At 69.9% G+C, this 12,268-nt stretch carries 9 protein-coding genes, 2 tRNA genes and 1 pseudogene; 8 read left to right on the top strand and 4 right to left on the bottom strand.

Features of this window, described 5'->3' with window-relative positions:
- Positions 1-238 precede the first annotated feature (238 nt).
- The 7 genes from ME121_RS31345 to ME121_RS31315 all read left to right on the top strand — a co-directional run bounded on the left by ME121_RS31345 (position 239) and on the right by ME121_RS31315 (position 7,698).
- A tRNA-Leu gene (locus tag ME121_RS31345) sits at positions 239-323 on the top strand.
- A gap of 131 nt (positions 324-454) precedes the next feature.
- Positions 455-1,876, top strand: a complete 1,422-nt coding sequence (gene tig / locus ME121_RS31340; RefSeq protein WP_024828280.1) for a trigger factor — start codon at positions 455-457, stop codon at positions 1,874-1,876.
- A 126-nt stretch (positions 1,877-2,002) separates the two neighbouring features.
- The gene (locus tag ME121_RS31335) at positions 2,003-2,629 is read left to right on the top strand and encodes an ATP-dependent Clp protease proteolytic subunit (RefSeq protein WP_012322036.1); all 627 of its coding nucleotides are present in this window, start codon (positions 2,003-2,005) and stop codon (positions 2,627-2,629) included.
- A 184-nt stretch (positions 2,630-2,813) separates the two neighbouring features.
- Positions 2,814-4,085, top strand: coding sequence for an ATP-dependent Clp protease ATP-binding subunit ClpX (clpX, locus tag ME121_RS31330; protein WP_010684321.1), 1,272 nt, complete (start codon positions 2,814-2,816; stop codon positions 4,083-4,085).
- A gap of 246 nt (positions 4,086-4,331) precedes the next feature.
- Positions 4,332-6,758 (top strand): endopeptidase La, encoded by a 2,427-nt coding sequence (gene lon, locus ME121_RS31325; protein WP_029358262.1) that lies wholly within the window; start codon positions 4,332-4,334, stop codon positions 6,756-6,758.
- 83 nt (positions 6,759-6,841) lie between these two features.
- Positions 6,842-7,561 carry an aspartate/glutamate racemase family protein gene (locus tag ME121_RS31320; RefSeq protein ID WP_059410224.1) on the top strand — a complete coding sequence of 240 codons (720 nt, stop codon included), beginning with the start codon at positions 6,842-6,844 and terminating at the stop codon, positions 7,559-7,561.
- A gap of 61 nt (positions 7,562-7,622) precedes the next feature.
- A tRNA-Val gene (locus tag ME121_RS31315) sits at positions 7,623-7,698 on the top strand.
- 41 nt (positions 7,699-7,739) lie between these two features.
- Here ME121_RS31315 and ME121_RS34655 read toward each other — a convergent pair.
- Positions 7,740-8,009 (bottom strand): GCG_CRPN prefix-to-repeats domain-containing protein, encoded by a 270-nt coding sequence (locus ME121_RS34655; protein WP_408902625.1) that lies wholly within the window; start codon positions 8,007-8,009, stop codon positions 7,740-7,742.
- 396 nt (positions 8,010-8,405) lie between these two features.
- On the opposite strand from ME121_RS34655, the gene ME121_RS31310 reads away from it, so the two are divergent.
- Positions 8,406-9,368, top strand: a complete 963-nt coding sequence (locus ME121_RS31310) for a phytanoyl-CoA dioxygenase family protein (protein ID WP_012322040.1) — start codon at positions 8,406-8,408, stop codon at positions 9,366-9,368.
- A gap of 135 nt (positions 9,369-9,503) precedes the next feature.
- Here ME121_RS31310 and ME121_RS34650 read toward each other — a convergent pair.
- From ME121_RS34650 to ME121_RS31300, 3 genes and pseudogenes are all read right to left on the bottom strand, one after another.
- A pseudogene (locus tag ME121_RS34650) lies at positions 9,504-10,136 on the bottom strand (alpha/beta fold hydrolase); the annotation flags it as partial.
- A 185-nt stretch (positions 10,137-10,321) separates the two neighbouring features.
- Entirely contained in the window at positions 10,322-11,335 is a 1,014-nt protein-coding gene (locus ME121_RS31305) for an SDR family oxidoreductase (RefSeq protein ID WP_053622299.1), read from the bottom strand.
- A 125-nt stretch (positions 11,336-11,460) separates the two neighbouring features.
- Positions 11,461-12,268 (bottom strand): cupin domain-containing protein (locus ME121_RS31300; RefSeq protein ID WP_491892929.1); only part of this gene is annotated, 808 nt, incomplete at its 5' end.

The following is a 12,268-nucleotide window of genomic DNA, read 5'->3' as shown; positions in this document are numbered from 1 at the left end:
CCCGAAGGCCGCCGCGGCGGCGAGCAGGGTCCGGCGCGACGGCGTGCCGGCACGCGAATCGGTCGGCGGCACGGTGCGGGATGGCGGCATGGGATCTCGGCTGCGGCTCGCGGTGGGCCCGCTCCTTAGCGGCGCGCGGGCTGCCGCGCCACAGGGGCAAGTTTTTTGCTGCGGGCCCGCCGGCCCATGCTATAGGGCGCGCTTCCGGCGGCCGGCGATGCGCCGGATGTCGGCGCGCGCGGGCGTGGCGGAACTGGTAGACGCGCTGGATTTAGGTTCCAGTGTCGCAAGACGTGGGGGTTCGAGCCCCTCCGCCCGCACCAGGACCTCTGCTGAGGTTGCGGTCCCCTCGGGACCCTCCGCCCCGTACCCGACATCTCGGCATCCCGGTCCGCGCGAGCACGACGCCGGCCCGGCCGGCGACCCCAGGTTTCTTTGAAGAGCGACGACGACGATGCAGGTGACCGAGATCAACGCCCAGGGGCTGAAGCGCGAGTTTCAGGTTCTGCTGGCCGCCCAGGAACTCGAGGAGCGCCTGACCAACGAGCTGTCCGGCATGAAGGACAAGGTGCAGCTCAAGGGCTTCCGTCCCGGTAAGGTGCCGGTCGCGCACCTGCGCAAGGTCTACGGCCGCTCCGTGATGGCCGAGGTGGTGCAGAACGCCGTCAACGAGGCGAACCGCCAGATCGTCACCGATAACGGCCTCAAGCTCGCCCTGGAGCCGCAGGTCGAGTTCCCGACCGACCAGGCCGAGGTCGAGAAGGCGCTGGACGCCAAGGGCGACCTCGCCTTCAAGGTCGCCCTCGAGGTGATGCCGAGCTTCGAGCTCGCCGACCTCTCCGACGTCAGCCTGACCAAGCTCGTCGCCAAGCCGTCGGACGCGGAGGTGGACGAGGCCCTCGACCGCATGGCCGGCCAGAGCCGCCCGTTCACCGAGCGCGAAGAGGGCGCCGAGGCCCAGAGCGGCGACCGCGTCACGATCGACTTCGTCGGCCGCATCGACGGCGAGGAGTTCCAGGGCGGCAAGGGCGAGGGCATCGACCTCGAGCTGGGCTCCGGCTCGTTCATCCCGGGCTTCGAGGATCAGCTCGTCGGCGCCAAGGTCGGCGACAAGCGCCTCGTGAAGGTCACCTTCCCCGAGTCGTACGGGGCCGAGCACCTCGCCGGCAAGGACGCCGAGTTCGACGTGACCGTCACGAAGATCCAGGCGGCGGGCGAAGCCAAGATCGACGACGAGTTCGCCAAGTCGATGGGCATGGAGTCGCTGGAGAAGCTCCGCGAGGCCGTGTCCGAGGCGATCGGCCGGGACTTCGAGGCCGCCTCGCGCCGCCGGCTCAAGAAGGAGCTCCTCGACGCGCTGGACGGCAAGTACGCCTTCGAGCTGCCCCCGTCGCTGGTGGCGCAGGAATTCGCCGCGGTGTGGGCGCAGGTCGAGCAGGACCTCAAGACCCGCGGCAAGACCTTCGAGGACGAGGACACCACCGAGGAGAAGGCCCAGGCCGAGTACCGGAAGATCGCGGAACGGCGCGTCCGTCTCGGTCTCGTGCTTGCGCAGGTCGGCGAGAGCGCCGATATCAAGGTCTCGGACGAGGAGGTGAACCAGGCCCTCATCGCCCGGGTCCGGCAGTTCCCGGGCCAGGAGCAGCAGGTCTGGGACTTCTACCGGAAGAATGCGCAGGCGCTCGCGGAACTCCGCGCGCCCCTGTTCGAGGAGAAGGTCGTCGACCACGTCCTCGGGCAGGTCAAGCTCGTCGAGGAGCCCGTCTCGAAAGAGGCGCTTTTCGCCGACGAAGATGACGACGACACGACCGGCGGGAAGCCGGCAGACAAGGCCGAGGCCAAGGACGAGTCCAAGACCGAAGCCAAGGCCGACTGAGTCCCGCTCTGTCCCAGGACGGCGGGCAAGGGTTAGGCGATGGTTAAGCATCGCCGGTGTTCGCTGACATGCCCGGGGCTGCCCTGATTCGCGGCAGCCCCGGGCCTCACTCCGGGGCAGGACGAGATGAGAGATCCGATCGACGTCTACAACAACGCGCTCGTGCCGATGGTCGTCGAGCAGTCGAGCCGCGGCGAGCGCGCCTTCGACATCTACTCCCGCCTGCTCCGCGAGCGCATCATCTTCCTCACCGGCCCCGTGGAGGATTACGGCGCGTCGCTGATCGTGGCGCAGCTGCTGTTCCTCGAGGCGGAGAACCCGAAGAAGGAGATCTCCTTCTACATCAACTCCCCCGGCGGCGTGGTCACCTCCGGCCTGTCGATCTACGACACGATGCAGTTCATCCGCTGCCCGGTGACGACCCTCTGCGTCGGCCAGGCCGCCTCGATGGGCTCCCTGCTGCTCACAGCCGGCGAGCCGGGCCACCGCTTCGCCCTGCCGAACGCCCGGATCATGGTCCACCAGCCGTCCGGCGGCTTCCAGGGCCAGGCGACCGACATCCTGATCCACGCCCGCGAGATCGAGGCGCTGAAGCGGCGCCTGAACGAGATCTACGTGAAGCACACCGGGCGCGACTACGACACGATCCACACGGCGCTGGAGCGCGACAACTTCATGACCGCCGACGCGGCCAAGGAGTTCGGGCTCATCGACGAGGTGATCGAGAAGCGTCCCGAGCCGGCGGCCGCCTGACCGCCCCGCGTCGCCTGACCGCCGCGGCGCGGCCTTGATCCCGCCGCGGCAGCGTGTTTGCATCGAGGTTCGGGCCCTTCGGTCAAAGGCGCGCAGCACACTGTTTCTTTAAACGGGCCCCCTACATTCATGCGATGCGCGTCCGCCCCTTGCCGGCTGCGGACGCGAGGAATCGGAGACCGATATGAGCAAGACTGGCGGCAACGACTCGAAGAGCACGCTGTATTGCTCGTTCTGCGGCAAGAGCCAGCACGAGGTCCGCAAGCTGATCGCCGGCCCCACGGTGTTCATCTGCGACGAGTGCGTCGAGCTGTGCATGGACATCATCCGCGAGGAGTCGAAATCCTCGCTGGTGAAGAGTCGCGACGGCGTGCCGACCCCCAAGGAGATCCGCCGCGTCCTCGACGACTACGTCATCGGCCAGGACTTCGCCAAGAAGGTCCTCTCGGTCGCGGTGCACAACCACTACAAGCGGCTCGCCCACGCGACGAAGCACAACGACGTCGAGCTGGCCAAGTCCAACATCATGCTGATCGGGCCGACCGGCTCGGGCAAGACCCTGCTCGCGCAGACGCTCGCCCGCATCCTGGACGTGCCGTTCACCATGGCGGACGCCACGACGCTGACCGAGGCCGGCTACGTCGGTGAGGACGTCGAGAACATCATCCTCAAGCTGCTCCAGGCCTCGGACTACAACGTCGAGCGGGCGCAGCGCGGCATCGTCTACATCGACGAGATCGACAAGATCTCCCGCAAGTCCGACAACCCGTCGATCACCCGCGACGTGTCGGGCGAGGGCGTGCAGCAGGCGCTCCTGAAGATCATGGAGGGTACGGTCGCCTCCGTCCCGCCCCAGGGCGGACGGAAGCACCCGCAGCAGGAATTCCTGCAGGTCGACACGACCAACATCCTGTTCATCTGCGGCGGCGCCTTCGCGGGGCTGGAGCGGATCATCTCCCAGCGCGGCAAGGGTACCTCGATCGGCTTCGGCGCGACCGTCCAGGCCCCGGACGACCGCCGCACCGGCGAGATCTTCCGCTCGGTCGAGCCGGAGGACCTGCTGAAGTTCGGCCTCATCCCCGAGTTCGTCGGCCGCCTGCCGGTCCTGGCGACGCTGGAGGACCTCGACGAGGCCGCGCTGAAGAAGATCCTGCAGGAGCCGAAGAACGCCCTGGTGAAGCAGTACCAGCGGCTGTTCGAGATGGAGAACGTCGACCTGACCTTCCAGGACGAGGCCCTGTCGCTCGTCGCCCGCAAGGCGATCGAGCGGAAGACCGGCGCCCGCGGCCTGCGCTCCATCCTGGAGACGATCCTGCTGGACACGATGTACGACCTGCCGGGCCTCGAGTCCGTGGAGCAAGTGGTCATCGGCCCTGAGGTGGTCGAGGGCAAGTCGCGCCCCCTTTACATCCACGGCGACCGCAACAAGGACGCGCCCGCCAGCGTCAGCGCGTAGGCGCTCGGTAGGGTTGCATGAGGCGCCCGGCTCTGGCCGGGCGCGCTGCGGGGGCCGCCTTGAAAACGCTCCCCCCCGCAGCCACCTCAGGCTCAGCGCGGTGGCCGCACGCTCCTTCGAGGTCCGGTCCGCGTCGCCAGCCGCAAAGTTAGCGAAATCCGACCCTCGCGGCCCGGTCGGCACCTGGCTGTAGGCGCGCTCCGTGCATGGGGGCGCCGAACCGGGCGTCCCTGAGAGGAAGTCAGCATGTCACAGTCGAAATCGCGCCAGCCGGTGGTCCCGGGTTCGACGGGCTCCTACGCCGTCCTCCCCCTGCGCGACATCGTCGTCTTCCCGCACATGATCGTGCCCCTGTTCGTGGGCCGCGAGAAGTCGATCCGCGCCCTCGAGGAGGCCGTCCGCACCGATCGCCACATCCTGCTCGCCACCCAGATCAACGCGGGCGACGACGACCCGGCGACCGACGCCATCTACAAGATCGGTACCCTCGCCTCGGTGCTCCAGCTGCTGAAGCTGCCCGACGGCACCGTGAAGGTGCTGGTCGAGGGCGTCGGCCGCGCGAAGGTCGTGGACTTCACCCGCTCGGACGAGTTCTACGAGGCGACCGCCGAGGCGCTCCACGACGAGCTCGGCGACCGGGTCGAGGCCGAGGCGCTCGCGCGCTCCGTGCTCTCGGAGTTCGAGAACTACGTCAAGCTCAACAAGAAGATCTCCCCCGAGGTCGTCTCCGCCGTGACCCAGATCGACGAGCCGTCGAAGCTCGCCGACACGATCGGCTCGCACCTGCTCGTCAAGATCTCCGACAAGCAGGGCATCCTGGAGACTCCGACGGTGGCGCAGCGCCTCGAGCGCGTGCTGTCGCTGATGGAGAGCGAGATCTCCGTGCTCCAGGTGGAGAAGCGCATCCGGACCCGCGTCAAGCGGCAGATGGAGAAGACCCAGCGCGAGTACTACCTGAACGAGCAGATGAAGGCGATCCAGAAGGAGCTGGGCGACTCCGAGGATGGCCGCGACGAGCTGGCCGAGCTGGAAGAGAAGATCGAGAAGACCAAGCTCTCCAAGGAGGCCCGCGACAAGGCGACGGCCGAGCTGAAGAAGCTGCGGCAGATGTCGCCGATGTCGGCCGAGGCGACCGTCGTGCGCAACTACCTCGACTGGATGCTCGGCATCCCGTGGGGCAAGCGCTCGAAGATCAAGAAGGACCTGCTCGGCGCCCAGGCGCTGCTCGACGAGGACCATTTCGGCCTCGACAAGGTCAAGGAGCGGATCGTCGAGTACCTCGCCGTGCAGCAGCGGGCGAACAAGCTCACCGGCCCGATCCTGTGCCTCGTCGGTCCCCCCGGCGTCGGCAAGACCTCGCTCGGCAAGTCCATCGCCAAGGCGACGGGTCGCGAGTTCGTCCGGATGTCGCTCGGCGGCGTGCGCGATGAGGCCGAGATCCGCGGTCACCGCCGGACCTATATCGGTTCGATGCCCGGCAAGATCGTGCAGTCGATGCGCAAGGCCAAAACCTCGAACCCGCTCATCCTGCTCGACGAGATCGACAAGATGGGCATGGACTTCCGCGGCGATCCGTCGGCGGCGCTCCTCGAGGTTCTCGACCCTGAGCAGAACAGCACCTTCAACGACCACTACCTGGAGGTGGATTACGACCTCTCGAACGTGATGTTCGTGACCACGGCCAACACCCTCAACATCCCGGGCCCGCTCATGGACCGGATGGAGGTGATCCGCATCGCCGGTTACACCGAGGAGGAGAAGGTCGAGATCGCGCGCAAGCACCTGATCCCGAACGCCCTGAAGAAGCATGGCCTCGGGACGCACGAGTGGTCGATCGATGCCGACGGGCTGATGATGCTGGTCCGCCGCTACACGCGGGAAGCCGGCGTCCGCAACCTGGAGCGCGAGCTGTCCAACCTGATCCGCAAGGCGGTGAAGGAGATCCTGATCACCAAGACCAAGTCGGTCGCGGTGACCCCGGAGACCCTTCCGGTCTTCCTCGGCCCGCCGAAGTTCCGCTACGGCGAGATTGACGCGGACGATCAGGTCGGTGTGGTGACGGGTCTGGCCTGGACCGAGGTCGGCGGCGAGCTGCTGACGATCGAGGGCGTCATGATGCCCGGCAAGGGCAAGATGACGGTCACCGGCAACCTGAAGGACGTGATGAAGGAGTCGATCTCGGCGGCGGCGAGCTACGTCCGCTCCCGGGCGATCGATTTCGGGATCGAGCCGCCGCTCTTCGATCGGCGCGACATCCACGTCCACGTTCCGGAGGGGGCGACCCCGAAGGACGGTCCGTCGGCCGGCATCGCCATGGCCACCGCGATCATCTCGACGCTGACCGGGATCCCGGTCCGCCGAGACGTCGCGATGACCGGCGAGGTGACGCTCCGCGGCCGGGTCCTGCCGATCGGCGGCCTGAAGGAGAAGCTGCTCGCCGCGCTCCGCGGCGGCATCAAGACGGTGCTGATCCCCGAGGAGAACGCCAAGGACATCGCCGAGGTGCCCGACAGCGTGAAGAACGGCCTGGAGATCATCCCGGTCTCGCGGATGGATCAGGTGCTGGAGAAGGCGCTGGTCCGCCAACCGGAGGCGATCGAGTGGGAGGAGCCGCTGCCGGTGGCCAAGCCCGCCCGCACCGAAGAGGACGGCGCGGCCTTCGTGGCCCACTGAGCGTCCTGACTGAGTGAGACGAGCCCCCGGCGCCCTGAGCCCCGGGGGCTTCTTCGTGCGCGGATCCAGGCACGGAGGACCGGATGCGTATCCTGCTGATCAACCCGAACACCAGCGCGGACGTCACCGACCTCGTCGCCGATCATGTCCGCCGGCAGCTCGGCGGCCGGGCGGAGCTGCGCGCCGTCACCGGCCGTTTCGGCGCGCGCTACATCGCGAGCCGGGCCGCAGCGGCGATCGCCGGCCACGCGGCCCTCGATGCCCTCGCGGAGCACGGGGGCGCGTGCGACGCGGTCTACCTGGCCTGCTTCGGCGATCCGGGTCTTCTCGCGCTGCGCGAGCTGTCGCGGGTGCCGGTGATCGGCATGGCGGAGGCGGCCTGCCACGAGGCCGCCGCGGCCGGCCGCTTCGGCATCGTCACCGGTGGGGCGGCCTGGGAGGGGATACTGCGGGAATTCGTGGCGGCACTCGGGCTGTCCGACGCCCTCGCGGCGCTCCGTACGGTGGCTCCGAGCGGCGGCGCCATCGCCCGGGACCCCGACGCGGCCCTGGCGATCCTGGCCGAGGCCTGCCGCGCCTGCGCGGCGTCCGGCGCGGAGACGGTCATCCTGGGCGGTGCCGGTCTGGCGGGGCTCGCGGCGCGGATCGCCCCGCAGGTTCCCGTTCCGGTGATCTGCTCGGTCGCGGCCGGGACCCGCGCGGTTCTCGCTTCGGGCGCGTCCGCGTCGATTCGATCCAGGCCCGATCCCGTGGAGAGCGTCGGCCTCGGACCGGCCCTGGCGGCGCGGCTCATCGATCCCTGACGCGGATCGGGGGCGCGGACCCTTGCACCGGACCGGCGCCATGCCGTAACGGTCGCCGGCCGGGCGGTTAGCTCAGTTGGTAGAGCGTCTCCTTTACACGGAGAGGGTCGGGGGTTCGAGTCCCTCACCGCCCACCAGCGCTCCGGCGCCGCGCACCGTCGACGGTAAGGGTAACCGGCTACCGGTAGCCGCCGTTCGGCAGTCGGCCGTGATACGGCGTGTTGCGGCAATGGCCCCACGGTCCGCGCCAGTAGCCGGGCGGGCAGCCGTTCCCCGCCCGCACTTGGTACCAGCCGCCGGGCAGCGGCCCGGCATAGGGCGTGCGGCGGCAGTGGCCCCAGGGTCCGCGCCAAGCTCCCGGCCCGCATCCTCCCGCCACCAGGATGATCGGCGCCGCGAGGCCCGGATCGGCCGGGAGCGGCATCGCCTGCGCGCCCGTCACGCACATTGACCCCGGCAGCGCCGACACGATCGCGACCGCAGCAGCTTTCATTAAAATATTCATGATCTCTCTCCGAGCAGCCGATGCGTATTTTTCGTCGTCATCGCGCATTGAACGCGTAAAGATGCCTGTGAGACGCATTAAATATTGGACATGAAAGGAAACAGTTTCGGGAATGCCGTCAATGCGATGCACCGGCGTGAGGAAGCCGCGCGGCCGACCGCGGCGCCCGCCCGGTACGAGCAAGACGTGCCGCCGGAAATCTCAACTGGAGGTGGTGGGCGGCAAAGATGAAGACAAATGCATGAGACTGGAATGGGCAGTCATACCTAGGAATAGGTACTGTAGGCATCGGACTAAACGCGGGCATCCTCGCGGGATCATCTCGAAGCGGAGGGTGCGATGCGAGCAACGATTCCGGATCGCCTGGGTCTCGGCGTCCCCGATGCCGGGAACGGCCTCTCCGCCCGCGTGGCCGTGGCGCGGTCGCGGCTCGTCCGCTGGATCGCGGGCAGCCGGGCGGCCGGGCGCGTCCCGACCCGGCTCCTGACCGAGGACGAGATCGCCGCGTTCCGGCGCGACGGCTTCGTCACCGTCCCGGCGATCACCACCGCGGAGGAGCTCGACACGCTGCGCGGCGCCTACGACCGCCTGTTCGAGGAGGCGCGCGGCTGGAAGGACGGGAGCCTGTTCGACCTCGTCGACATCGACCGCGGCGCCGGCGAGGCGCGCTCCCCGCAACTTCTCAATCCGTCCCGCTTCGAGCCGCTTCTCCGGGACATCCTGTTCCGGGCCAACGCCTTGGCCATGTCGCGCCAGCTCCTGGGAAGCCGCGCGGCCCTCGTCTTCGAGCACGCGATCCGCAAGCCGCCGAAGATCGGTGCGGCGACCGCGTGGCATCAGGACGAGGCCTTCTACGCCGCCTACACGAATTACCGGGCGATCACGGTCTGGATGCCCCTGCAGGACGTGTCGCCGGAGAACGGCTGCATGCTCTACGTCCCGGGGAGCCACAGGGGGCCGCTCCTCACCCATCGCAGCATCGGCGGCGACCCGCGGATCCACGGCCTCGAGGCCCTGGGGGTTCCGGTGGAGCGCGCGGTCCCCTGTCCGCTGCCGGCGGGCGGCGCCACCTTCCACGATTGCCGGACCCTGCACTGCGCCGGGCCGAATCTCAGTGCCGGACCGCGGCGCGCCTACGCCCTCGGCTTCGGGGTCCGCGCGCCGGAGCATACCCTCCGGCACGAGCATCCCTGGAACGCCGAGAAGCGCACGCTGCGGCAGGAGCGCGAGCGGCAGGCCCGCGGCGGGCTCGCCCGGCTGAAGGCGGGCGCCAAGCAGCAGATCAAGGCGCTCATCCGCTGAGTTGCGGCCCCCGCGCGGGGCCGTCAGGCGGCCGAGCGCACCGCCAGCGCCGCGCGGACGACCGCGTCGGTCTGAAGGTGATGCAGCATGTGGCCGGCCCCCGCCAGGCGCTCGAACCGCGCCCCGGGGGATCAGGCCGGCCGCGCGCCGGCCGTGCAGGTCGGTGTTCACCACCAGGTCGGCGCTGCCGCCCAGGATGCGGGTGGGCCGGCGCAGGGACGGGTAGTTGAGGACGCTGCGCGTGAGACCCGGCCAGAGCCAGCCCGCATCCTCGCCCTCGGCGGTGATCTGCGCGGGGCGGCCCGCGAGGGCGAAGGGAAAGTCCCGGGCGAAGCGCGGCGGCATCGCCTCCGGGAAGAACATCGCGTTCCACAGGAGCGGCAGCAGCGCCCGGTCGCTGCTGGCGCCCAGGAGCGCCGACAGGGCGTCGCCGCCGAACGGCAGCGCCCGCGGCCCGAACAGCACCTGCTCCAGCCGCGGCTCAGGGAAGCATATCGGCGCGACGGCGACGATGCCGGCGACCTCGTCCGGGTGGAGCATGCCGTAGGCGAGGGCGACGGCGGCCCCGAACGAGTGGCCCAGGATGACCGGACGCTCCAGGCCGAGGTGCCGCACCGCTCGCCGGATACAGGCCGCCTGATCCCAGATGTCGGCCGCGCCGCCGCGCGGCCGCCGGCTGAAACCGTGGCCCGGGCGGTCGACGGCCAGCACGCGGAAATGCTCGGCCAGCGCCGGCACGGGGCCGAGCCAGACGTCCTCCAGGCACATCAGCGTGCCGTGGATCGCCACGAGATCCGGCCCGGCGCCGGTCTCCGCGTAGGCGATCGTCCGGTCTTCGGCCAGGGACACGATCCGGCGCGGCACGATCTGGGGATCGGCCTCGGCGCCGGTCCCGCTCCCGACCTCCCGTGCCGCCCGGGCGGGGCCGGGCAGGGTCTCCATCGCGCCTCCCCCTACAGGCGCCGTCGGCGTCCGGACGAGGTGCCGAGCACCGCGAAGGCCGTGGCCGCGCCGACGCCCAGCAGACCGGCCGCGGCCGCGAGGGGGTGCAGGGTCGCGCGGGTATAGGCGCTGGTCCGCATGACCGGGACGGGCGGGTCGCCCCGCGTCTCCCCCGCCGCGACCGGCGCGTGCAGCGCGCCGTCCGGGTTGCGCGGCGCGCTCCCGCGCTTCTGCAGGGCGATGATCGCCGGGGTGAGATAGTCGTAGGCGCCGGGGGCGAGTTCCTTGCCGGCCACGAAGGCCTTGCCGGCGCCGCCCACGAAGATGTCGCGCTGCGGGTGCACGGCCGCGTGCAGGATGGCGTTCGCCACCTCCTCCGGCGGGTAGATCGGCGGCGGCAGGCTCGGCTCGCGGTCCATGTAGTTGCGGGCCCGCTGGGGCAGGGGCGTGTCGATCGAGGCCGGCTTGATCAGCGTCACCGAGATCGGCGCGTTCTCGTCCATCAGCTCCATGCGCAGGGCGTCGGTGAAGCCCTTCACGGCGTGTTTCGAGGCCGCGTACATGCCCTGGAACGGGAAGGCGAGGTCGGAGGCGATACTGCCGACGTTGATGACGGCGCCGCCGTGCTGGCGCAGGTGCTCGGTCGCCACCAGGGAACCGTAGACGGTTCCCCAGAAATTCGTCTGGATCAGGCGCTCGTGGTCGGCATCGCTGATCTCGCGTAGCCGGCCGTAGATCGAGCCGCCGGCCACGTTCACCCAGGTGTCGAAGCCGCCGAAGGTCGCCTCGGCCCGGTCGGCCACGGCCTGCACGTCGGACCGCCGGCCGACATCGGCGACGACGTCGATCGCCTTGCCGCCGACGCCCTCGATCTCGGCCCGGATGCGCGCCAGGGCGTCGCCGCTGCGCGCCGCCAGCACCACCCGGGCGCCGCGCTCGGCCGCCATCCGGGCCGTGGCGAGGCCGATACCCGACGAGGCGCCGGTGATCACGATGACCTGCTCGCGGAGCGGCTTGTGCTTCATGCGATATCCCCGACGCTGCGGCGCGGCCGCACGGGAGCGGCCACACGCTAGGCTATCGATCGGGGCGGCCGCATGTTCCGGGCGCACCCGCGGGTGATCGGGTCGCAGGCTGGCCGCCCGGGCACTCAGCGTCCGTAGATGTCCTCGACGCGGATGATGTCGTCCTCGCCGGTGTAGGAGCCGACCTGGACCTCGATCAGCTCCAGCGGGATCTTGCCCGGGTTGGCCAGCCGGTGCATCGACCCGATCGGCAGGTAGACCGCCTCGTTCTCGTGGACCAGCACCACCCGCTCGTCGATCGTCACCTCGGCGGTGCCGCGCACCACCACCCAGTGCTCCGCCCGGTGGTAGTGCTTCTGCAGCGACAGCCGCCCGCCCGGCACAACCTGGATCCGCTTCACCTGGAAGCGCTCGCCGATGTCGATCCGCTGGTACCAGCCCCAGGGCCGGTACATCCGCAGATGCGCGTCCGCCTCCGGCTCCCCGCGGGCCCGCAGCGCGCCGACCAGCTCCTTCACTTGGCCCGAATGCGCCTTGGAGGCCACCAGCACCGCGTCGGGGGTCGAGACCACCACCACGTCCTCCAGGCCCACCACCGCGGTCAGGCCCTCGCCCTGGCTGTGCACGAGGCTGTTCTTCGTGCCGATCAGCGACACCCGGCCGCGCACGGCGTTGCCGGCCTCGTCGTGGTCCAGCACCTGCCAGACCGCGTCCCAGGTGCCGACATCCGACCACGCGAACGACACCGGCAGCACGCCGGCCCGGGCGGTCCGCTCCATGACCGCGTAGTCGATCGAGATCTTCGGCGCCTGAGCGAAGGCCGTCGCGTCGAGGCGCACGAAGTCGAGGTCGGTCACCGCCGCCTCCAGGGCCGCGCGCGCGGCCGCCAGCACCTCGGGGACGAACGCTTCCAGCTCGGCCAGCATCAGGTCG

Source organism: Methylobacterium sp. ME121 (assembly GCF_000974725.1).
Classification (GTDB): Bacteria; Pseudomonadota; Alphaproteobacteria; order Rhizobiales; family Beijerinckiaceae; genus Methylobacterium; species Methylobacterium radiotolerans.
The sequence above is the reverse complement of the archived record's forward strand: the minus strand, read 5'-3'. Positions and strand labels throughout refer to the sequence as shown.